The organism is Streptomyces sp. NPDC057136, assembly GCF_042670885.1.
GTDB lineage: Bacteria > Actinomycetota > Actinomycetes > Streptomycetales > Streptomycetaceae > Streptomyces.
The window spans coordinates 1-22306 of sequence record NZ_JBHUUV010000050.1; the positions used below are offsets into that span (position 1 = coordinate 1).

Annotated in this window: 16 protein-coding genes; 8 read left to right on the forward strand and 8 right to left on the reverse strand. The window is 71.8% G+C overall.

Going from position 1 to position 22306, the window contains the following annotated elements:
• The first annotated feature begins 452 nt into the window (after positions 1-452).
• Positions 453-902 (forward strand): PTS glucose transporter subunit IIA, encoded by a 450-nt coding sequence (locus tag ACFT7S_RS34935; protein ID WP_382739273.1) that lies wholly within the window; start codon positions 453-455, stop codon positions 900-902.
• Between the two features lie 75 nt (positions 903-977).
• Positions 978-2648 carry a phosphoenolpyruvate--protein phosphotransferase gene (ptsP, locus tag ACFT7S_RS34940; RefSeq protein WP_382739276.1) on the forward strand — a complete coding sequence of 557 codons (1671 nt, stop codon included), beginning with the start codon at positions 978-980 and terminating at the stop codon, positions 2646-2648.
• Between the two features lie 74 nt (positions 2649-2722).
• Here the strand turns inward: ptsP and ACFT7S_RS34945 are convergent, their stop codons facing one another.
• Positions 2723-3622, reverse strand: a complete 900-nt coding sequence (locus ACFT7S_RS34945; RefSeq protein ID WP_382739279.1) for a hypothetical protein — start codon at positions 3620-3622, stop codon at positions 2723-2725.
• A gap of 78 nt (positions 3623-3700) precedes the next feature.
• Positions 3701-5677 carry an acetoacetate--CoA ligase gene (locus ACFT7S_RS34950; RefSeq protein WP_382739281.1) on the reverse strand — a complete coding sequence of 659 codons (1977 nt, stop codon included), beginning with the start codon at positions 5675-5677 and terminating at the stop codon, positions 3701-3703.
• A 374-nt stretch (positions 5678-6051) separates the two neighbouring features.
• Between ACFT7S_RS34950 and ACFT7S_RS34955 the strand changes: the two genes are divergently transcribed.
• Positions 6052-8430 carry a glycoside hydrolase family 31 protein gene (locus ACFT7S_RS34955; protein WP_382739284.1) on the forward strand — a complete coding sequence of 793 codons (2379 nt, stop codon included), beginning with the start codon at positions 6052-6054 and terminating at the stop codon, positions 8428-8430.
• Between the two features lie 89 nt (positions 8431-8519).
• Here ACFT7S_RS34955 and ACFT7S_RS34960 read toward each other — a convergent pair whose 3' ends face one another.
• Positions 8520-8978 (reverse strand): NUDIX domain-containing protein, encoded by a 459-nt coding sequence (locus ACFT7S_RS34960; RefSeq protein ID WP_382739287.1) that lies wholly within the window; start codon positions 8976-8978, stop codon positions 8520-8522.
• 141 nt (positions 8979-9119) lie between these two features.
• Between ACFT7S_RS34960 and ACFT7S_RS34965 the strand changes: the two genes are divergently transcribed.
• From ACFT7S_RS34965 to ACFT7S_RS34980, 4 genes are all read left to right on the forward strand, one after another.
• Entirely contained in the window at positions 9120-9926 is an 807-nt protein-coding gene (locus ACFT7S_RS34965) for a M15 family metallopeptidase (RefSeq protein WP_382739290.1), read from the forward strand.
• 131 nt (positions 9927-10057) lie between these two features.
• Positions 10058-10405: an Mpo1-like protein gene (locus tag ACFT7S_RS34970; RefSeq protein WP_382739293.1), complete on the forward strand. Its 348-nt coding sequence runs from the start codon at positions 10058-10060 to the stop codon at positions 10403-10405.
• Positions 10406-10453: 48 nt separating this feature from the next.
• Complete coding sequence (locus ACFT7S_RS34975; RefSeq protein WP_382739295.1) at positions 10454-10969, forward strand: Zn-ribbon domain-containing OB-fold protein; 516 nt, start codon at positions 10454-10456, stop codon at positions 10967-10969.
• On the forward strand, positions 10966-12156 hold the full coding sequence (locus ACFT7S_RS34980; protein ID WP_382739298.1) for a lipid-transfer protein: 1191 nt from the start codon (positions 10966-10968) through the stop codon (positions 12154-12156). Before ACFT7S_RS34975 ends, ACFT7S_RS34980 begins: the two co-directional genes overlap by 4 nt.
• An 87-nt stretch (positions 12157-12243) precedes the next feature.
• Here the strand turns inward: ACFT7S_RS34980 and ACFT7S_RS34985 are convergent, their stop codons facing one another.
• From ACFT7S_RS34985 to ACFT7S_RS35000, 4 genes are read right to left on the reverse strand one after another with little or no spacing between them, the layout of a single operon-like run.
• A complete protein-coding gene (locus ACFT7S_RS34985) occupies positions 12244-12849 on the reverse strand; it encodes an ATP/GTP-binding protein (RefSeq protein ID WP_382739301.1) in 606 nt (201 codons plus the stop codon).
• Complete coding sequence (locus ACFT7S_RS34990; RefSeq protein WP_382739303.1) at positions 12830-13267, reverse strand: DUF742 domain-containing protein; 438 nt, start codon at positions 13265-13267, stop codon at positions 12830-12832. Before ACFT7S_RS34990 ends, ACFT7S_RS34985 begins: the two co-directional genes overlap by 20 nt.
• A 9-nt stretch (positions 13268-13276) precedes the next feature.
• Positions 13277-13720, reverse strand: coding sequence for a roadblock/LC7 domain-containing protein (locus ACFT7S_RS34995; RefSeq protein WP_382739307.1), 444 nt, complete (start codon positions 13718-13720; stop codon positions 13277-13279).
• A complete protein-coding gene (locus ACFT7S_RS35000) occupies positions 13717-16485 on the reverse strand; it encodes a nitrate- and nitrite sensing domain-containing protein (protein ID WP_382739310.1) in 2769 nt (922 codons plus the stop codon). The genes ACFT7S_RS34995 and ACFT7S_RS35000 overlap by 4 nt, the downstream gene beginning before the upstream one ends.
• Positions 16486-16958: 473 nt before the next feature.
• Between ACFT7S_RS35000 and ACFT7S_RS35005 the strand changes: the two genes are divergently transcribed.
• Complete coding sequence (locus ACFT7S_RS35005) at positions 16959-17399, forward strand: hypothetical protein (protein WP_382739312.1); 441 nt, start codon at positions 16959-16961, stop codon at positions 17397-17399.
• 38 nt (positions 17400-17437) lie between these two features.
• On the opposite strand, the gene ACFT7S_RS35010 is transcribed toward ACFT7S_RS35005, so the two are convergent.
• Positions 17438-22237 carry a hypothetical protein gene (locus tag ACFT7S_RS35010; protein ID WP_382739315.1) on the reverse strand — a complete coding sequence of 1600 codons (4800 nt, stop codon included), beginning with the start codon at positions 22235-22237 and terminating at the stop codon, positions 17438-17440.
• Positions 22238-22306 lie beyond the last annotated feature (69 nt).

The following is a 22306-nucleotide window of genomic DNA, read 5'->3' on the forward strand; positions in this document are numbered from 1 at the left end:
CTTCCCTTCGTTCTTGCGTTTCCGACTCTATCAGACTCTTTCGTGTCCGATTCCCGGTCGAAGCGGGCCCCCTGCAGAGCAGGAGAATTTTTACTGCGCCTTTCAGGAATTCGCTTTCGCGTTTCCCTTTCCGGCGAGTCCGACTCTATCAGGCCTTTTCCGTTCCCTTTGACCAGTCCTGCAGGCATGCAGAAGCAGGAGTCAGGGTTAGGATCTGGGCTTAATGGTCGCCGCCGACCCCCGACTCAATGTCGCGTTGGGGTCAGGCAGAAGTACGACAGTACAGGCCGCCGGGAGTCGAGGCAAATCGTTTCTGGTGCACCCCTAGGTCCGCCAACCGGTAGGTCTCGGGCGGAACCATGACTTCATATGACTTACCCTGCTGATCAGTACGCCGTCCCCCATCAGCCGCGGCGGCGACACACCAAGCTCCACCCCCTGGGAGGCTCCCCATGACCCACGTGACGTCCCCTCTTGCTGGACGCGCCATCGGACTCACCGCGGTGCCGGACCCGGTCTTCTCCGGCGCCATGGTCGGCCCCGGAACCGCTATCGATCCCGTGCGCGAGCCCTCGGAGGCCGTATCCCCGGTCGACGGCATTGTGGTCTCCCTCCACCCGCACGCCTTCGTCGTCGTCGACAGCGAAGGCCATGGAGTGCTGACGCACCTCGGTATCGACACCGTCCAGCTCAACGGCGAGGGCTTCGAGCTTCTCGTCAACAAGGGCGACACCGTCGTCCGCGGGCAAGGCATCGTGCGGTGGGACCCGGCTGCCGTCGAGGCGGCCGGCAAGTCGGCCATCTGCCCGATCGTCGCGCTGGAGGCCACCGCCGACTCCCTCTCCGACGTCCGCGAGGACGGCGACGTGAAGATCGGCGACACACTGTTCGGCTGGCAGTAGCACCTTCGTAGACGTAACAGCCAGTTGGACAACCGCCGCGGTGGCACGATCACCGCACAACCGGAGACGGGTGAAATGGAGACAACGCTGCGAGGCGTCGGTGTGAGCCACGGTGTGGCGATCGGCGAGGTTCGGCACATGGGTACGGCGGTCCTCGAACCGCCTGCCAAGCAGATTCCACCGGAGGAGGCCGAGCGCGAACAGGGGCGTGCTCGCCAGGCTGTGGAGGCTGTGGCCGCCGACCTGATTGCACGCGGCAATCTGGCCGGGGGCGAGGCTCAGCATGTGCTCGAGGCCCAGGCCATGATGGCGCAGGACCCCGAGCTCATCGCTGATGTGGACCGGCGTATCGCTGTCGGCAGCACCGCCGAGCGCGGTATCTACGACGCGTTCGCCGCCTACCGTGCTCTGCTGGCCAACGCCGGTGAGTATCTGGCGGGGCGCGTCGCGGACCTCGACGACGTGCGGAACCGGATCGTCGCCCGGCTGCTCGGTGTCCCGATGCCGGGCGTGCCCGACAGTGACGAGCCGTACGTGCTCATCGCGCGGGACCTCGCTCCGGCCGATACGGCTCTGCTCGACCCGACTCTGGTTCTCGGGTTCGTGACCGAGGAGGGCGGGCCCACCAGCCACAGCGCGATCCTCGCGCGGGCGCTCGGTGTGCCCGCTGTCGTGGCGCTGCCGGGTGCCGGTGAGCTGGCCGAGGGAACAGTTGTCGCGGTGGACGGCTCGACCGGCGAGATCTTCGTCGATCCGAGCCCCGAGAAGCGCGCGGAGATGGAGAGCGCCGCCGCGGCCCGCAAGGCCGCGCTGTCCGCTTCGACCGGTCCCGGTGCGACCTCGGACGGGCACAAGATGCCGCTGCTCGCCAACATCGGCGGTCCCGGCGATGTGCCGGCGGCTGTGGAGGCGGGCGCCGAAGGCGTCGGGCTGTTCCGCACGGAGTTCCTGTTCCTGGACAACAGCAAGCAGGCGCCGTCCGAGGAGAAGCAGGTCGCGGCGTACCGCGCGGTGCTGGAGGCGTTCCCCGAGGGCCGTGTGGTTGTGCGGGTGCTGGACGCGGGTGCCGACAAGCCGCTGGACTTCCTGACTCCGGCGGACGAGCCGAATCCGGCGCTGGGCGTGCGGGGGCTGCGCAGTCTCCTGGAGCACCCCGATGTGCTGCGCACGCAGCTGACGGCGCTGGCGAAGGCCGTTGAGGGGCTGCCCGTCTATCTCGAGGTCATGGCGCCCATGGTGGCCGACCGTGCTGACGCCAAGGCGTTCGCCGATGCCTGCCGCAACGCCGGCCTGCAGGCGAAGTTCGGTGCGATGGTGGAGATTCCGTCCGCCGCGCTGCGGGCGCGTTCGATCCTGCAGGAGGTGGAATTCCTGTCGCTGGGCACCAATGACCTGGCGCAGTACACCTTTGCCGCCGACCGTCAGGTGGGGGCCGTGTCCCGGCTCCAGGACCCGTGGCAGCCGGCGCTGCTGGACCTCGTCGCGCTGTCGGCCGATGCCGCCAAGGCCGAGGGCAAGAGCTGTGGTGTCTGTGGTGAGGCGGCCTCGGACCCGCTTCTCGCCTGTGTGCTGACCGGTCTGGGTGTCACCTCTCTCTCGATGGGTGCCGCGTCCATTCCCTACGTACGCGCCACGCTGGCGAAGCACACGCTGGCCCAGTGCGAGCGTGCGGCCGCCGCCGCGCGTGCGGCCGACTCCGCCGAAGAGGCGCGGAACGCCGCGCAGGCGGTGCTGTCGGGCGAGTAGTCCGGCACAGGTGCTGGTGAAGGGGCTTCCCGCCGATGGTGGCGGGGAGCCCCTTCGTCTTGTCAGCAATGCTGTCAGTGATGCGTTTCCGGTTCGTCGGCGCCGATGTCGAATCCGGCGCGGTACTCCACGCCCGATTCCGGGGCGACCGGTTCGCCCGTGTCGGCGTCGGTGCAGTAGGCGCTGAAGACCTCTCCTTCGGTGAGGGGGACGAGGCCGCCGCGGATCAGCCGCCAGCCGTGGACCCGGTCCGGGGTGTCCGGGCCGCTCGTGCGGAGCACTACTCCCCCGCGGGTTTCCAGGGCGATGCCCACCGCGAGGACGGTGGCGAACTCGGCTCCTTCCGTGGAGTCGAGCCGGGCCGGGCCCGTGAGGCCGCGCTCGGTGTGGAGGACGGCGAGGAGCTGTTCGTTCTCCGTGGGGGTGCTGCACACCATGTGGTGGGTGCCGGGGCCGGCTGTTTCCATGAGGCGGGCCAGTAGGTGGGAGGCCCGGTCGAAGGCGGCGCGTCCGATGTCCTGCCCGCAGTCGACGCACTCGCCGAGGCCGGCCAGGAGCATCGTGGCGTACTCCCAAGTGGCCCGGCGGACGGCCCGGCTGATGAGGAGTGGCACCAGTGTGTCGATGGGCTGGCCCGTGTACGCCACGGTGGCGCCGCCCGCCGCGATCTCCGCGGTGAAGCGGGTGCGGCTGGAGCCGCTGTCCGGATCGAGGTCCGATTCGGCGCAGAACTCCGCGTAGTCCTCGGGGTCGAAGAGGGCGACCGTGGTGTGCATGCCCTGGGCCGCGAGTGTCTTGAGCAGTCCTTCGACCTGCTGGAGATAGACGGTGTGGTTGTCGAAGGTGAAGCTGCGGTAGTCCCGCATAGCCGCGAAGTCCTGGGCGTCGACCAGGAGGCCGAGGGTGCTGGGTGCTTCGCGGCGCAGCGTGCGCCGCATGGATGTGCCCTGCCTGTACTGCCGGGTGTGCGCCATGTGTCCCCCTGTGCGCTGTCGATCAATGCTCACTCAGCGTAATCAGGGGGACTGACAGTGGCTTCGCCGTGCGGGCGGTCATTGGCGTGTGCGGGCCAGGTCCACGTAGAAGTGGAGGAGTTCGAGGTTGTCCACGGAGCCCGGGTTGACGGCCTTGGCCAGGGGTGTGCCCTGGAGGAGGCGCTTGACCGGAACCTCGATGCGCTTGCCGGTGAGGGTGTGCGGGACGGCGGGCACCTCGATGACCTCGTCGGGAACGTGGCGTGGGGAGAGGTTCTCGCGGATGGTCCGTTTGATGGTGTCGCGGAGCTTGTCGTCCAGGGTGGCGCCTTCGGCGAGGTGGACGAAGAGCGGCATCCAGTAGCCGCCGTCGGGTTCCTCCAGGCCGATCACGAGGGATTCGCGGATCTCGGGGAGCCGTTCGACGGCCTCGTAGATGTCGGCGGAGCCCATGCGTACGCCCTGCCGGTTGAGCGTGGAGTCCGAGCGGCCGTGGATGACGACCGAGCCGTGGTCGGTCATCGTGATCCAGTCTCCGTGACGCCAGACGCCGGGGTACATGTCGAAGTAGCTGTCGTGGTAGCGGCTGCCGTCGGGGTCGTTCCAGAAGCGGATGGGCATGGAGGGCAGCGGGTTGGTGACGACGAGTTCGCCGACCTCGCCGATGAGCGGTTGGCCCGCGGGGTCCCAGGCCTGGAGGTCCGTGCCTAGGCAGGGGGCCTGGAGTTCGCCGATGTGTACGGGGAGCGTCGGGACCGCGCCCGCGAAGCAGCTGCAGACGTCGGTGCCGCCGCTGACCGAGGCGATCCAGAGGTCTTCGGCCACCTCGTCGTGGAGCCAGCGGAAGCCGTCGGGGGGCAGCGGGGAGCCGGTGGTGGCGACGCACTGGACACGGGAGAGGTCGTAGTCGCGTCCGGGGTGGATGCCGGCCTTGCGGCAGGCCATGACGTACGCGGCCGAGGTGCCGAAGAGAGTCGCTCCGGTCTGTTCGGCGACGCGCCACTGGGCGCTGACGTCGGGGTAGCCGGGGCTGCCGTCGTACAGCACGACCGTGGTTCCGGTGAGCAGGCCGGAGACGAGGAAGTTCCACATCATCCAGCCGGTGGAGGTGTACCAGAAGAGGCGGTCGTCGGGCCCGAGGTCGCAGTGCAGGCCGATCTGCTTGAAGTGTTCGAGCAGGATGCCGCCCTGGGACTGGACGATCGCCTTGGGGAGTCCGGTGGTGCCGGAGGAGTACAGCACCCAGAGCGGGTGGTCGAAGGGGACCTGCTCGAATAGGGGCTCGATGTCCGCGGAGGTGAGCGCGGACCATTCGAGGGCGCCTTCGGGAGCGTCCGTGCCGAGCAGCGGGATGTGGACGACGGCGCGCAGGGTGGGGAGCTCGCGGCGCAGTTCCTCGACGGTGTCGGTGCGGTTGTGTACCTTGCCGCCGTAGCGGTAGCCGTCGACGGTGAACAGGACGACGGGTTCGACCTGCTGGAAGCGGTCGAGGACGCTGCGGGCGCCGAAGTCGGGGGCGCAGGAGGTCCATACCGCGCCGACGGCCGCGCTGGCGAGGAAGGCGACGACGGCTTGCGGAACGTTGGGCAGGTATCCGCTGACCCGGTCGCCGGGGGTGACGCCGAGTGCGCGGAGTTCGGCGGCGAGGGAGCCGACCTGGCGGCGCAGGGCCGACCAGCTGATCGGCACCTGGGTGTGGGTCTCGTCCACGTGGATCAGGGCCGGGGCTTCGGCGCGGAGGGGGTCCTCGGCGGTGCGCAGGGCGTGCTCGGCGTAGTTGAGGGTGGCGCCGGGGAACCACTGGGCGCCGGGCATGGAGCGTTCGCCGATGACGGTCTCGTACGGGGTGGAGAACCGTACGTCGAACCAGTCGGCGACGGCCTTCCAGAAGGTGTCGAGTTCATCGACCGACCAGCGGTGCAGTGCGGCGTAGCCGCCCTCGGCCGGTGCTCCGTACCGTCCGGCCGCCCAGTTCTGGAAGCGGGTGACGGCCGCGGCGGCGATGCGGTCGGCGTCGGGCTGCCACAGGGGGGCTTCTTCGGCACGTGCGGTCATGGGTCGGCTCCCTGGCTGTACGGGTACGCGGGGTGGGCGTGTCGCGCGCGCGAGGGGAGGGTGCTGAAGACCTTGGCCGGCTCAGGGAGCCCGTCTGGTGCGTGCAGCTGCAAGGCGCTGAAGTGTCCTCGTAGCGGAGCTACCACGACACTTCGGCAACGCCGCAGATATGCGTGCCAGACGCCGCGAGCCCGGCCAAGATCTTCAGCACCCTCCCGTGCGCGTGAGCGGGTTTTACGGACGATGCCATGTGATCGTCTTTCGCACCAGGGTCGCCCTGCCATGGTTGCCCGTCCCGTTATGTGGTCCGGCCACGGGTGAACGGAAGTTGAACGCGGCCTGTTTCGCCGCGGCCGGCTGGCAGGGTGGGCCGTATGGACGGTCGTGACCTGGTGCGCTCGGTGAAAATGGTCGGTTCGGTACAGGGGCTGCGCACGGTGCGCACGGCCTGGCGGCACCGGCGTGCGGATGCGCGGGCGCTGCCGCCGCGCGGGGCGGAGCGGGCGAGAGTGCCGGGCCTGTTGACGGGGGCAAAACCGGGTCCCGGCGGGGGTGTCGTGAGGTTCGCCCGTTCGGAGCTGCGGATACGGGTCGCGGCGGGCGGCGCAGTGTTCTGGGCCTGGGACGGGGCGGCGGCGTTGCCGTCGTACGCCTTGCCCGGTTCCGAGCCGGAACCGGACCCGCGTGCCGCGCTGGAGCCGGACAAGGACGGCGGCTGGCAGGTGGTCTCGGAGCGGCTGACGGTGGCGGTGTCGCGGCACGGGGCGATCGAGCTGCGTACGCCCGGCGGGCTCGTGCTGCGGCGGGAGTTGCCGCCGCGCTGGTGGGAGCCGGTGGCGGGAGGTGCGGCGCGGTGGGTCCAGCGGTCCGAGGTACCGGCCGACGCACGCTATTTCGGGCTGGGTGGTCGGGTATGCGGTGCACGGCTGCGTGAGGGGACGTACCGGTTGTGGAATCCCGGTCCGGGCGGAACGTCCGGTCCTGGTGACGAGCTGGGCGATCTCCCGATGCCCGTGCACCTGGTCGTGTCCGACGCGGGAACGCACTTGTTCTTCCACGACAACTCGTGGGCGGGGCAGGTGACCTTGCGTGAGGGCGAGGAGGGTGCGGGCTCCGGGCACGACAGGCCGGGGACCTGTGAGGTGCGGATGGACGGCGGTCCCCTCCGGTGCTGGGTCGTCGCGGGGACCCCGGCGCGGGTGCTGCGGGGCTGGACGGCATTGACCGGTGCGCCCGCGCTGCCGCCGTCCTGGGCGCTGGGTGCGCAGCATGCCGGGTCGGGGGCCGGCGGTGAGGAGGAGGTGCGGCGGATCGTGGCGGCGTACCGGGAGCGGGGGCTGCCGCTGTCGGTACTCCACATGGACATCGGCCAGGGCGACGGGCGGCAGGTGTTCGGCGTCGACCGCGAGCGGTTTCCCGGTCTGCCGCGGCTGGCGAAGGAGCTGCGTGAGGACGGTGTCCGGCTGGTGTCGGCCGTCGGGCCCGCGGTGCCGGCGGAGCCGGGGAACGCCGTGTTTGACGGCGGGCAGCGGATCGGGGCGGCTGGTGCGTACGTCCGGGACGCCGGGGGGCGTGCGGTGCGGGGTGCGGGGCGTGCGGTGCGGGTGGCGGGGCGTGCGGTGCGGGGTGCGGGGCGGCCGGGCACGTGCGTCTATCCGGACTTCACCGATCCGCTGGTGCGGGAGTGGTGGGGTTCGCTGTACGAGGAGCGGCTGGAGCAGGGGTTCTCCGGGGTGTGGCACGAGCCGGGTTCCCTGTCGGCCGAGCCAGGTCCGGCGCTTCCGCTGTCGGCGCGGTACGCGCTGGAGGGACGCGGTGGTGATCATCGCGAGGCGCACAACGTGTACGGGCTGGCCATGGCGAGTGCCGGGTACGAGGGGGTGCGCCGGCTGCGGCCGGACGAGCGGCCGTTCCTCGTCTCGCGTTCCGGGTGGGCGGGGGTGCAGCGGTACGGGGGTGTGCGGTCCGGTGAGGGGGCGGCCGGCTGGCATGGGCTGCGGGCCTCGCTGGCGCTGGTGCTGGGTCTTGGGCTGTGCGGGGTGCCGTATGCGGGGGTTGACGGGGGCGGGGCGGAGGAGTCGGACGAGCTGTATGTGCGCCGGCTTCAGCTGGATGCCTTTCTGCCCCTGTTCCGTACCCGTGCGGACATGGGTTCGGGTGGGCGGGAGCCGTGGGAGTCCGGGCCGCGGGTCCTTGAATACGCGAAGGCCGCGTTCGGGGGGCGTGAACGGCTGGGCCCGTACTTCGTGACGCTGGCTCAGGTGGCCCGTCTGACGGGCGCCCCGTATGTACGGCCGTTGTGGTGGGGGACGCCCGGCGACCGGGCGCTGCGGGACTGCGAGGACGCCTTCCTGCTGGGCGATGCGCTGCTCGTGGCGCCGGTGCTGGAGTGCGGAACGGAGCGGCGGGCGGTGCGGCTGCCGCGCGGGCGCTGGTACGACACGGTGACCGGGGAGGCGTACGAGGGCCCCGGCCAGGTGCTGATGGATGCCCCGTTGTCACGGATTCCTGTGCTGGCGCGGGCCGGTGCGGTGATTCCGGTGCGGGGTGCGGAGGGCGGTCTCGAACTGGAGGTGTGGGCTCCGCCGGTGGGCCGTACGGGCGGAGGTCTGGTGGTGCGTGACGCGGGCGACGGATGGGCGCGGACGGCGGTCGAGCGGTATACGTCGCGGATGGCGGGCGGGCGCGTGGTGGTCGAGCGGGACGGTGGGGAGGAGGGGGCGATGCCTCCGGTGCGGGTACGCGGGCTGTAGGGCCTGTCCGGCGGATCACGGTCGCCGTGACCCCGGCCATGATCCGCCGGACAGGCCATAGGCGGCTCGTTGCCCGGTGTGCCGGGCGGTCAGCCGTACTGGCCTGCGAACCAGGCGTGGGCGGCTCGGGTGTGCAGGGGGAAGGCCAGTTCGCGGGCGGAGCGCAGCACTGCGTGGCCGTCGGTCTCGTCGGTGGGTACAGAGGGCGGCAGGGCGTCGGCAGGGCGTGGGGGCAGCAGGCCGAAGAGCAGCAGGTGGCCGTCGGGGCTGCTCATCGCGTCGGCCAGGCGGACGTCCTGCTCGTGGGCCTCGATGCCGGTTTCCTCGCGAAGCTCTCGTACCACCGCGTGGCGCCAGTCCTCCGCGTGGTCGACGAAGCCGCCGGGGAGCGCGATGCCGCCCTGCTGGGGTGGGATCGTGCGGGTGATGACGACGAGTCCGCCGCCGTGCGCGTCGGTGACGGGGAGCAGGGCCACGGCGACCGGCAGCGGATTGCGGTAGGCGGTGGCGCCGCACGTCGCGCAGGTCCTGGGCCAGACAGCGGACATCCGCGCGGAGTACGGCGTACCGCAGCTGCCGCAGTGAGAGTCCCGGGCAGGCGCCGTGGGCGGGTTCGTGAGTGCGGACACGGGCGGACTGTATCCGATCACCCTTTCGCAGCGGCCCCGGAGCTGATAGACGATGTGCCCATGACAGGAATTCGCACCGCCTTCCGTGCTCTGGCGGCCACCGCCGCCACCCTGCTCGCCGTGACCGTCGCCGCCCCGGTGGCCGGGGCCTCACCCGAACCGAAGGCCCCCCGGGAGTTCGTCTCGCTGCGCTCCGTCGATCCGACGATCATCCAGGAGATGCGCTACACCACCGCCCACAACTTTCTGGGGACGCCCGTCGACGGCTACCGGCAGCCGGTCTGCATCCTGACCCGGCCAGCCGCCCGCGCGCTGCACGAGGCGCAGAAGCTGCTGCTGCGCCAGGGCTATTCGCTCAAGGTGTACGACTGTTACCGGCCGCAGCGGGCGGTGGACCACTTCGTGCGCTGGGCGAAGGATCTCGACAATCAGGCCATGAAGGACGAGTTCTACCCGCTGGTCGACAAGACGCGGCTGTTCGAGGACGGTTACATCGCGGAGAAGTCCGGTCACAGCAGGGGCAGCACGGTGGACCTGACCCTGGTGAAGCTGCCGGCGCTGCCCACCAGGCCGTATCTGCCGGGCGAGGTGCTGACGTCCTGCTACGCCCCGCAGTCCGAGCGCTTCCCCGACAACTCGGTGGACATGGGGACGGGTTACGACTGTTTCGACACCCTGTCGCACACCGATGACCCGCGGATTCAGGGGGTCCAGCGCGACAACCGGCAGTTGCTGAAGCAGACGCTCGTCGGTCTGGGCTTCGTGAATCTGGCCGAGGAGTGGTGGCACTTCACCTTCAAGCCGGAGCTCTTCCCCGACACCTACTTCGACTTCCCGGTGGCGAAGCGTTCCGTCGCGGGCCACTGAGGCTCCGGCGCCGGCTCCGGCACTGGTGAACGGGCGGCCGGGACCACCCCCGTGGGCTCCGGCCGCCCGTTCTCCTCTTCGGACGCGGACGGACCGTATCCGGTTGCCGTTCCAGCCATTACGGTGCCCGTATGTCGCAGCAGACGTTCGATTCGTACGAGGAATTCTGGCCCTATTACGTGGCGATGCACTCCCGGGCCGCGACCCGCTGGATGCATCTGACCGGGACCCTGACCGGCCTCACGATCGCCGCCTACGGGCTGACACGCGGGCGGCGGCGGTACGCGGCGGCGCTGCCGCTCATCGGGTACGGGACCGCCTGGCCGGCGCACTTCTTCATCGAGAAGAACAACCCGGCCTCGTTCGGGCACCCCGCGTGGTCGCTGCGCGGTGACGTGCAGATGATCCGGATGATGCTCGCGGGCCGGGACCGGGAGCTGGCCGAGACCGCTGCCAAGTGGCTCGCCGAGAACCGCTGACCGTGGCACACTTCTGACGTTCCGTCAGATCCAGTGCCGGGAGGGGCTTTGTCGCGCACGCGCACACCCGTGGTGGCCGGTTGGTTCACCGAGGACAGCACCGATGAGGACTTCCGGCTGCTGGGGACCCGGTGTTCCGGGTGCCGGACGGTCTTCTTCCCCCGCGAGGACCGCTACTGCCGCAACCCGGGCTGTCCCGGCGGGGAGTTGGCCGAGGTGCCGCTCTCCAAGCGGGGCACTGTCTGGTCGTTCACCGACGGCCGTTACCGGCCCCCTCCCCCGTACGTCTCCGATCCGGATGTGCCGTGGGAGCCCTGCACGCTGATCGCCGTCGAGCTGGCCGCCGAGCGCATGGTCGTCCTGGGGCAGGCCGCACCGGGGGTGGGGGTGGCGGATCTGGCGGTCGGGATGACGGTCGAGGCGGTGCCCGGTGTGCTGGGCGAGGCCGCCGGAAGCGGGGGCGTACGGACGACGTGGAACTGGCGGCCCGTACCGGCCCCGCGGTCCGCGGCCCCGCACTCCGCGGCCCCGCACTCCGCCGCGCCGGACGGAGGCGCGGCATGACCGGCGATGTGGCCGTCCTCGGGGCCGGGATGCACCCGTGGGGCAAGTGGGGGCGCAACTTCGTCGAGTACGGCAGGGTCGCGGCGAAGGCCGCGCTCGCCGACGCGGGCCTCGACTGGCGGGACGTGGGCTCGGTGGTCGGCGCGGAGACCGTGCGCGGCGGCTATCCGGGGTACGTGGCGGGGGCGACGTTCGCGCAGGCGCTCGGCTGGCAGGGCGCGCGCGTGACCAGTGTGTACGCGGCCTGCGCGTCGGGCGCCCAGGCCGTCAACGCCGCCCGCGCCCAGATCCTGGCGGGCCTGGCCGATGTGGTGCTCGTGGTGGGGGCGGACGCGGCACCGAAGGGCTTCTTCGCCCCGGCGGGCGGCGAACGGCCCGACGATCCCGACTGGTTGCGCTTCCGCGTCCTCGGGGCGACGAACCCCGCGTACTTCGCGCTCTACGCACGCCGCCGGATGGCCCTGTACGGGGACACGGCCGAGGACTTCGCCCTGGTCAAGGTCAAGAACGCGGCGGCGGGCGCACTCAACACCCTCGCCCGGTACCGCGCGCCCGTGACTGCCGCGCAGGTCGCCGCATCCGCCGTGGTCGCCGATCCGCTGCGGCTCCTCGACATCTGCGCCACATCCGACGGCGCGGCGGCACTCGTCCTGTCCAACATGGACTTCGCCAGGCGCCACGGGGCCGCGGACCCGGTCCGTATACGCGCGGTCTCGACCGTCACGCCGACGTTCCCGAGGGAGGTGCTGGATCTGCCGGACATCGCGACGGATTCCGCGGTGGCGGTGGAACCCGCTCCGGAGAGCTTCCGCGCCTCGATCGCCCGGGCCGCGTACGAGGAGGCGGGCATCGGCCCGCAGGATCTCTCGCTCGCCGAGGTGTACGACCTCTCCACCGCGCTGGAACTGGAGTGGTACGAGGACATCGGCCTGTGTGCACCGGGGGACGGCGCGAAGCTCGTACGCGAGGGAGTGACCGCGCTCGGTGGGCGCGTTCCGGTCAACCCGAGCGGTGGGCTGGCCTCCTTCGGGGAGGCGGTGCCGGCCCAGGCGATCGCTCAGGTCTGCGAGCTGACGTGGCAGTTGCGCGGAACCGCGGGCAGGCGGCAGGTGCCGGGCGCCCGTGCCGGGATCACGGCGAATCAGGGGTTGTTCGGCCACGGCTCCGCCGTGATCGCGGTGCGCTGAGACCGGGCAGGCCCTGCCGGGCCGCCCGTACGACGCGCGGCCCGTACCCCGGTCGGCGGGGGTACGGGCCGTGTGCTGCGCCAGGTGTCACGTGGTCGCGGGTTCCCGGAGCCTGTCGGCGCGAGTCATCGCGTGCTCCACCACCGCGACCAGCACGTCCCGTACGGACGGGCGGTCGCGTGCGTCGCACAGGAGCACCGGGACCTCGGGGTCGAGGTCAAGCGCCGCCTGCACCGTTTCGATGGGGAACCGGTCGGCGCCCTCGAAGCAGTTGACGGCGACGGCGAACGGGATCGCCCGTCGCTCGAAGTAGTCGACCGCCGCGAAACAGTCCTCCAGCCGTCGCGTGTCCGCCAGGACGACGGCGCCCAGGGCTCCCTGGGACAGCTCGTCCCACAGAAACCAGAAGCGGTCCTGTCCCGGGGTGCCGAACAGATAGAGCACCAGGTCCTCGCGGAGCGTGATGCGGCCGAAGTCCATCGCCACCGTGGTGGTGGTCTTCGCCTCGACGCCCGCCAGATCGTCCACCGGACGGCCTGCTTCGCTCAGCCTCTCTTCCGTACGCAGCGGTCTGATCTCACTGACCGCTCCCACCAGGGTCGTCTTGCCCACTCCGAAGCCGCCCGCCACCAGGATTTTCAGGGTAACGGGCTCAACGGGCCGCCTCTTGCGGCTAGAGCGCCCGAAGGCCATTGATCACCTCGCGAAGAATGTTCACGTCCGGCAGCTCGGCCGGCGGAACGGGACGGGTTACGTGCACCAGCTCGTCCTCGACGAGATCACCGACGAGGACCCGGACCACCCCTACGGGAAGGTCGAGACCGGCCGCGAGTTCCGCGATCGACTGGGGCATGTCACTGCAGAGTTCGACGATCTCCACGTGTTCCGGGGAGAGCGTCTGGTCCCGGCCGGGATCGTCGGCCGCAGGTTCGGGGACGACGATCGCGATCAGGTCGAGGCGGTGGCGGGACGCGCTGCTGGTACGCCCCCGGGTCATCGCGTACGGGCGGACCACCGGTCCCGCGTCGGCGTCGTACCAACGCGAGGACTGGGAGACGGTGGACGCGGCCGGGGGTCCGGAGACGGCGCCCCGGGAGGAGTCAGCGCTCATGCCATCCACTCACCCTCCGGCGTGCAGACCGGTCGTCCGGGGGGCGTTGGCCAGGTGGGCCCCCACGCGTTTGACCATCAGGGTCATCTCGTACGCCACCTGGCCGACGTCGGAGTCGGAGTCGGCCAGGACGGCGAGGCAGCTGCCGTCGCCGGCCGCGGTGACGAAGAGGAACGCCTCGTCGAGCTCGACGACGGTCTGGCGCACCCGGCCCGCGTCGAAGTGGCGGCCCACGCCCTTGGCGAGGCTGTGGAAGCCGGAGGCGACCGCCGCCAGATGCTCGCTGTCCTCGCGGGTCAGATCCTTGGACGTGCCGGTGGCGAGACCGTCGCTGGAGAGCACCAGCGCCTTGTGGATGCTGCCGACGCGATCGACGAGTTCGTCGAGGAGCCAGTTGAGTTCGCCGGAGCCGTGGCGGCTCCCGCTGGATGCTGAGGCGTTCGGTGCGGTCATGGACCGTCCCCTCCCGGAGTGGTTCCTGGTGCTGTCTCGCCGCGGTCGGCCACGTCTTCGGCGTTCTCGCGCCGGCCACGCTGCCAGCCACGTTGTAGCGAAGCCATGCGATTGCGTACTTCTTCCGCGTCGCGTTCGAGATCGTCGGCGGCGTCCGCGGGGGCGTGGCCGGGAGTCCGGTGCGCGGATTCCTCCCGGAGCTGGTGGGCGAGGCTGGCCTGCCGGACCCGGCGGGGCAGACCGCCCACGGTCTCCCGTACCGGTTCCGCCGCCGGAGCCGGGGCGGCCGGCCGGTCTGTCGTCCCGGGAGGTGACGGGAAGGCGTCGGGGTGGGTGCGGCCCTCCTCGTCCACCCGGCGGCCCCGGTCGGCGACCAGGGTCGGCGGCTTGCGGCGCGGCAGGGGTACCGGGCCTGCGGGCCGCATCGGGCGGACATCGGCCTCGCGTTCGCCGGTCTGGTCGGCCGCCTGCTGGTGCTGCTCGCGGTCGGCGTCGCGGCGCAGGTCCCGTGCGCGGAAGATGCCGCCGCGTTCGCTCTCGGTGTCCTCCAGGTCCGAGACGCCGTCGAGTACGGGAGCGAGTGCCGAATCGAGCTCCGGGTCGACGGCCCTGCCCTGCGGGAAGCCCAGGGCGTCGAGCGGGCCTTCGAGTTCCACGGGGCCGTCGAGGACGGACGGTCCGACGAGTCCGGTGGGAACCGGGGACAGGACGGCGGAACGGCCGCCCTCCTTCGTACCGCTGTCCGGGACGCCGTCCTGCGATGCACCGTCCTTGTGGGACCGGCCGCCTGACGCGCCGATGCCCGGGCGTCCGCCGCCGATCGCCTTCTCGGCTCTGCGGTCGAGGCGGAATCCGGTGCCGTGGGTGTCCGGTGCGTCCGTCAGCAGCGCGGCCGGGATGAACACGACCGCGGTGGTCCCTCCGTACGGAGACCTCTGGAGGGAGACGCGTACGTTCTGCCGCTGGGCGAGCCGGCTGACCACGAAGAGGCCCAGCCGGTCGGTGTCGGAGAGCTCGAAGTCGGGGGTCTCGGCGAGCCGGAGGTTGGCGTCGAGGAGGATCTCGGGGGCCATGCCGAGACCCCGGTCGTGGATCTCCAGCGTGAAACCGTTGGCGACGCGCTCGCCGTGCACCTGGACCGCGGTGTGCGGGGGCGAGAACACGGTGGCGTTCTCCAGGAGTTCGGCGATCAGGTGGGTGAGGTCGGCCACGGCGGGGCCGCCCACGCCGATACGCGGCATCCGTCGGACCTCGATCCGTTCGTAGTCCTCCACCTCCGCGACCGCCGCCCGCACCACGTCCATCAGCTGGATCGGCTTGCGCCACTGGCGGGACGGGGCGGCGCCGGAGAGGATCACGAGGCCCTCGGCGTGCCGCCGCATGCGGGTGGTGAGGTGGTCGAGGCGGAAGAGGTCGGCGAGTTCGTCGCTGTTCTCGGTGCGGCGCTCCATGGTGTCCAGGAGCGTCAGCTGGCGGTGCAGGAGGACCTGGTTGCGGCGGGCGAGGTTCACGAAGACCTCGGAGACACCGCGGCGCATGTCGGCCTGCTTGACCGCGGCCTCGACGGCGGCCCGCTGAAGGGTGTTGAGTGCCTGGCCGACCTGGCCGATCTCGTCGCGCTCGTACTGGAGGTGCGGGGCCTCGGTCTCGACGTCCACCTGTTCGCCCGCGGCGAGCCGGCGCATCACGCTCGGCAGTCGCACACCGGAGACCTCGTGGGCGTCCTTGCGGAGCCGGGAGAGGTCGCGGATGAGCTCGCGGCCGATGCGTACGGAGACGAAGACCGAGACGAGCAGGGCGAGGAAGCCGAGCACACCGGCGATCCCTGCCTGGATCAGGACCCGGTAGCCGGCCGGTTCGGCGCGGTCCTGGAAGCGGTTGGTCATCTCGGTGGTGTCGTTGGCGAGCCGGTTCAGGACCGGCTCGGACACTTCCTGCCACCGCTCCCCGTCGACGCTGCCCGGCCGGGTGAAGGGGCCCGCGCCGATGAGCGTCTTCTCCGCGCTGCGCAGGGGTTCGGTGTCGGGGCTGCCCCAGTAGTGCTCCATGCGGCGGCGTTCGGACGAGGGCAGGAGTTCGAGGTTCACCTCGTACAGCAGTTTGCGGCCGGCGACCAGGTCGGAAGCCGCGCGCAGCTCTCCGGCGTCGAGCCGGCCCGCGATGAGGCCGGAGGCGATCAACGCGTCCTCTCGGGAGAGCATTTCGCGTGCACGGGAGATCCCGATCAGCGCCCGGACCTGCTTGTCCATCGATACGTTCTCCATCGTGTGGAGACCGTTCAGGAAGCGGTAGCAGGGGTCGATGAGCCGGTTGTAGAAGTCCAGTGCCCGGTCGCGGTCGATGGTGCGCCGCTCCACGGACTGCCGCAGGGCGTCCAGGCCGTCGACGGCGCTGAGGATCGAATCGAGCCTGTCCTCGGCGTCCGGCCGCAGTGCGTCGCGGATGTCCTTCTGGTGCGCGTTCTCCCTGACGTCCGCCACGACACGGTCGGTGGCGGCGCGTTGGCGGCGCAGGAGGGGCAGGGCGTCGGAGGCCCGGGGGTCGGCGAGGAAGATCAGTGTCTGGCGTCGTTCGCTCTGGACGGCACGGACCGTGTCCTCCAGAGGGTGACCGACCTTCTCCATGATGGAACCGGCACCCATGAGTTCGCCGGCCTCACGGCCCGTGATGTAGGTGGCGAAGACCCAGAGGCCCGTGAGGGAGACGAGCGGCACCATGAGCAACGCCACGATCTTCCTGCGGATGGACTTCCCGCGAAAGCGCATGGCCTCCCCCAGCTCGGCCCCGCGGTGCGGGGGTTGTGTACGTCGGTGGCTCGCCGGGTCCTTGTCGCTGACCGGTCGGCGTTCCGTCGGCATCCGTCAACAAACGGCGCGAGCCTACTACCGACACACAGACAACTCGAAGGCATGTCCGGACGAATTTCGGCCGCCCTGCCATGGCTTGATCATGAGTTGTCCCGGTATTCCCTGAGATGAAACTCGCGAAAGCGACAGCTGAGGCCGTGCGGACCGACACATGCACGACACGGGCAGTTGGCTGGAATTCTTCGTTCTATGGCCTTCGGGGCTTGATGACCCACTTCCGCGGGAATCTTCGCGGCCCGGCATTCGTCCCTCTGTACGGGGCAGGGAGCTACATGGGTGCGTACGGCAGGGCAGCAGGCTCCGCCCGCGTAGAACGTCCGTAATCCGGGCAGCCACCCTGAAGTCGGACAGCGGTGGGGAGTTGAAGGTTCTTGGACACGGAAGAGCGTCGGAACGAGCAGTCGTCGGAGCGGTCGGCTCGGATTCCGCGGCAGCTCTGGGTGGAGGAGCCCGCGGAGCGGCGGAGGATGCCGGACCCGGTGCGGACGGCGGCCGTTCGGGCCGTCCTCATCACGTCACTGACCCTCATACAGGCCATGGTGGCCTTCCTGAGCGCCGTGACGGGCTCCTGGCTTGCCTTCCCGATGATGCTCAGCAGCGTGGGCAGCACGGTGGTCGCGACATGGTCGGTCCTGGATGTGTGGGTCACGCGCCAGGTGTGGAATCAGCGCAACGGTGTGGTGTCCGTGCCGAGCAGCACGGCGCGGCGGATGCGCCGTGAGCGGCGCCGGGCACGACGGACGGCCCGGAGCGGGGCGCGGCAGGCCACGCGGATACGCCGCCGGGGCACGGGCGGCCTGTCCCGGGCCTGACCGGCCGCCTGCGCCCCGGCTCACGGAGATGTGCGCGGCTAGACAGTGCGCTTCGGGGCCTCGGCCCGGGCCGCTTGTGCCTGGGCCGCGGCTTCGGCGGCCTGGGGGGTGCGCTTGAACATCCGGGTCGCGGTGATCTCGCCGTGGACCGTCTCGACGTCCGGGTCCTGCTGCGGCAGTCCGGGCCGCAGGTGCTCCTCCACGCTGATGTACTTCAGCCCCGCCCGCAGGTCCGCGTCGTTGCGGAGACGGATGACCAGCGGGAATTCGGCGAGCGCCGTGGTATCGAACAGGCCGGTCGTGTAGAGCAGTTGGACACCGAGCGCGTCCGAGACCGCCCGCTGGAGCTCCAGCAGATACGTGGCGTTGGCGCGGCCGATGGGGTTGTCGAGGAACAGGGTGCCTGCGTGCCGGTGACGGTCCCGGCCGCGGTCGTTGCTGCGGAGCGCCGCCATCGTGCAGTACAGGGCGATCGCCGCGGTGAGCAGCTGGCCCCCGGAGAAGACGTCGCCCATCTGTCCGACCGGGACTCGTTCGGCGCGGAGCACGGCGTCCGGCTTGAGGATCTCCACGGCGATGCCCTTGGGTTCGAGGGCTGCCTGGACGCCGCGCAGCAGCAGGGACATGCCGTCCCTGCGCAGATCGGAGTTCTTCTTGAGGGCGGCGTGCGTGGCCTCGTCGATGACCTCGCCGAGCCGCTCGGTGAGCGTGGCCTGGTCGGGTTCCTCGAAGCGGATCCGCAGGAATTCCTGGCCGGACCACTCCCCCAGTCCCTCGGGGAGCTGGGAGAGCCGCTGCGCCGAGCGGAGGGTGGCGAGGGCGGACTCCACGAGCCCGCGGAGCCGGTCGACGATGGAGTCGCGGTTGCGCTCCAGCTGGGCCATCTCGTCGGTGAGGACGCGGAGACGGGGCGCGAAGGCGACGGCCCACTTCTCCGCGTGCTCGGGCAGGGCCGAGGCCGGGAGTTCCCGGATCTGCTGGCGTGCGGGGGTGCGGACCTGCTCGTACCGGGTGGAGTTGGCATGCCGTACGAGCACATCGCTCGCTTCCCGTACGGCGGTCTCGGCGGCCGACAGGTCGGCGGCGCAGCCGCGCAGGGAGCGGCGGGCCTCGGCGGCGGACTGCCGGGCCTCTTCGAGGGTGCCGGGATACGGCTCGGGGCCGTCGGTCTCGTCGTCGGCGCCGTGGTCCCGAAGCAGGTCGCGCAGGAGGGCCGCTGTCTCCTCGAATCCGCCTGCCGAGTCCTCCGCGGTGCGGTGCGCGTGGAGCAGTTCGGTGTGGGCGGCCCGGGCGGTGTCCAGGGCGTCGGTGGCGGATGCCAGTTCGCCCGTGGCCGTCCGGAGCAGGCTCTGCGCCTGTTCGGCATCGGCCGGGACCAGCTCGTCGGGCAGTTCCGTGTGGTGGGGCTCCTCGTCGACGGGGGCGAGCCGTTCGGCCTCGCCGCGGAGCCGGCCGAGCTGCTCGCTGGCCGTGGACGCCCGGGTCTCCAGGAGCTGGACCAGGGACTCGGCGCGGGCTGCCGCGGCCTGCCGGGACGGGCCGTCGGCGCCGTCGGTGCCTTCGAGGAGCTGGGCGGCGCGGGTGCGGACCTTGTTGGTCAGGCGGTCGAGCTCGGCGAGCGCGGCGCTTTCGTCGCTCTCGGCGCGGGCCTGTTCGGCACGCAGATCGGCGCCGACGCCGACCTTCTCGTACAGCTGGGAGGCCGCGCGGTACGCCTCGCGGAGGGCGGGCAGTGAGATACGGGCGGCGTCGCCCTCCGGTTCCGGAAGCTTCTCCGGTGCGCCGGCGATCTCGGCCCGCTCGGCGCGCAGGGCGCGGGCGGTACGGCGGGCGTCGTCGCCGGCGCGCTGGGCCGCTCGGCGGTCCTCGTCGGCGGCGCGTGCGCGGTCCAGGCAGGTCGTGGCCCGGGCCTCGGATTCGGCTGCCTCGTCGACGAGTTCACGCAGCCGGGACTGCCAGCGGGACCGTTCGCGCAGGCGGTGGGCGAGGCCGGCGAGGGCGTCGGCCGCCCGGCGGGCGCGCTGGGCGGCCTCCTGGCGTTCCTCACGGACGCGGGCGGTGTCGGCGGCGGCCTCGTCGGCCTCGGCGCGGACCGCGCGGGCTTCCGCGAGAGCGGCCTGAGCGGCTTCGGCGGCCGTGCGGGCCGTATGTGCCGCCTCGGCCAGTTCGGTGAGCCTGCCGGGCGGGCAGTCGGCGCGCCAGGAGCCGATGCGGGCGGCGAGGGAGCGGTCGGCGGTGAGCCGGGCCGCCAGGGTCCGGATGTCCTCGTCGCGGGCGGCGGCCCGGTGCCTGAGCGCCTGCCTCTCCTCGTCGGCCGCGTGCTCGTCGTGCATCGCCGGGTTCGGCGGGACGAGGAAGACCCCGTCCGTGCCGTCGCCCGCTCCCGGGGCGGGGACGGGGGCGAGGAGCGCAGCGGCCGTACCGACGGCCACCGCCGAGCGGGGCAGCAGGGCGGCGCTCCCCAGCACGTCGCGGGCGCGGGCGTGGGATTCGGGGTCGGTGATCACGACGCCGTCGACCAGTTCGGGGCGGGCCGCGAGGACCGACGCGTGGTCGGCGGGGTCGACGGCCTGGGCGAGGTAGCGCCAGCCGGGCAGGGCGGGGATGCCGTGCTCGCCAAGGTATTCGACGGTGGCCAGGACGTCGGGGCCGGGCGGCAGCAGTCCTCCGTCGCCGAGCGCGCCGAGGATCCGCGCGTCGTCGGCGGCGGCCGTGCGGAGCTCGAAGAGCCTGCGCTCGGCGGCGGTGACGCCCTGGTCGAGCAGCTCGCGCAGCTCGTCGGCGCTGCCGTCGAACTGCTCGGCGCTGAGGGTCTGTTCGGTGGTGACGGGTTCGGCTACAGCGACCTGCCCGCCGGGCACGGACGCAGAGTCGTGGGCGGCGTCACCGGGGACCGGCGGGCCGTCCTGTGCGCCGCTGCCGTGCGACGCGTCCGGCTCGGTGGCCTCGCCGCCCGCCCCCTGACGGGGCCTGGGCACGCCCGTGGGCTGCGCCGACGAGAGGCCGAGGAGGTCGGCGAGACGGTGGTCGGCGGCGATCGACTCGGCGGCCCTGAGCTCCGCCTCGTACGACTGTTCGGCCGCCTGCGCCCCGTCGGAGGCCCGGGCGGCGGCGAGTTCGGCCCGGCTCTCGGTCGCGGCCGCTTCCCTGGCGGTGTCCGCTGCCGCTCCGGCCGCTCCCCTTGCGGTGTCCCAGGCGGCGACGGCCGCCTGCTCCGACTCGCTCGCGGCGAGGGCCGCGCGGGCCGGGTCGGCGTCGGGCGCCGTGTTGTCGAGCCAGCCCGCCCGTACCGCTTCGGCCGTCTCCTGCTCGACCTCGGCCAGGCGCTGGCGCAGATGGCCGGCCTCGCTGCGGGCCCGCTGGGCCTCGGTGGCGGCGGTGGTGGCGTCGCGGTGCGCCCGCTCGCCCGTCTCCTGGAGGACGTCGGAGCGCTCCTCCTCCTCGTTGGCCACGTGCTCGCCCGCCTCGGCGGCGGTGTGCAGGGCGCGTACGAGGTCGGCGGCGGCCGTGGCCCGTGCGGCGAGGGCCGGGGCGGCGTCGCGCTCGGCCTCGCGGATGGCGACGGCGACCCGTGCGGAGCGGTCGGCCGCCGCACGGTGGCGCAGGACCGCTTCGGCGGCCTGCCAGGCGGAGTGCAGTGTCCGTGCCTCGGCCAGTTCGCGGCGTTGGGCGGCCGCGCCCTTCTCGGCGGCGGTCAGGGCCAGCGAGGCGTGCCGGTAGGCGAGTTCGGCGGCGATCAGGGCGCGGCTGCCGCGGGCCTGCTCGGCCTCGGTGACCCTGTGGGCGGCGGCCGTGACCTGCTGGGCGAGCTCGCCGGTGCGGGCGCGCTCCTCGGTGGCGCGGGCGGAGAGCCTGCGGGCGAGGGTGCGCGTGCGGCGTTCGGCGCCTGCGTGGACGTCCCTGCTGCGGGCGCGGATGTCCGCCGCCTCGACGATCCGGCCGAGCAGATCGACGGAGCCCGCGGTGAAGTCGCGCTCGGCGGTGAGCTCGGCGCGGCGGCCCAGCTTGTTGCCGAAGCCGCTGACCAGGTCGGCGAGACCGTCGGTGTCGCGGGTGTCGGTGACGGCGCGGAGCAGCAGGTCGGTGAAGTCGGAGTCCTTCTTGACGGCGAAGAGACCGGCGGCCTCTCCCTCGTCGGCGTTCATCTCGCGCTGGTAGCGGAAGAGTTCGGGGTCGAGCCCGAGGTCGCCCAGGTGCTCGTTCCACCGGTCGTGGATCTCTTCCCAGTGCACATCGAGGTGCTGGTAGAACTTGCCGGCGTCCGTGAGGGCGTCGCGGAAGCCCTTCATGGTGCGGCGCCTGCCCCGCGCGCCGGAGACACCTTCGGCGGGGCGGCCGACGGCGGTGGCCTCGGCGACCGGCAGCGAGTCGAGGCTGAGGCCGGGCCCGGGGCGGAAGGAGTACCACGCCTCGGCGAACTTGCGGGGGTCACTGGAGACCTGGCGTCCGCGCCACTCGCTGACCTTGCCGACGACGACGCACTCGCCGGTGAGGGTGTGCTGCCATTCCAGCGCGACATGGCCGCAGTCGTCGGCGAGCAGGAACTTGCGCAGGACGCCTGAGCTGGCGCCGCCCAGGGTGTTGCGGTGGCCGGGCAGCATCACGGAGAAGATCAGCTTCAGCAGGACGGACTTGCCGCCGCCGTTCTCCAGGAAGAGCACACCGGCGGGCGCGGGGCGGCGCGGCGGGCCGACCGGCTCGTCCTCGAAGAACTCCGCCTGGGCCGGGGCGGGGTTGGGTACGGGCTCACCGACTCCGCGCAGGTCAAGCACGGTGTCGGCGTAGCGCGCACCGGCGGGCCCGATGGAGTAGAGGCGGACCCGGGACAACTCGTACATGGCGGCGGACTCTCGTCGTTCAGGCAGCGGGAGGGAAACGTCGGGGGCGGGGACCGGTGGAGGCGGGCC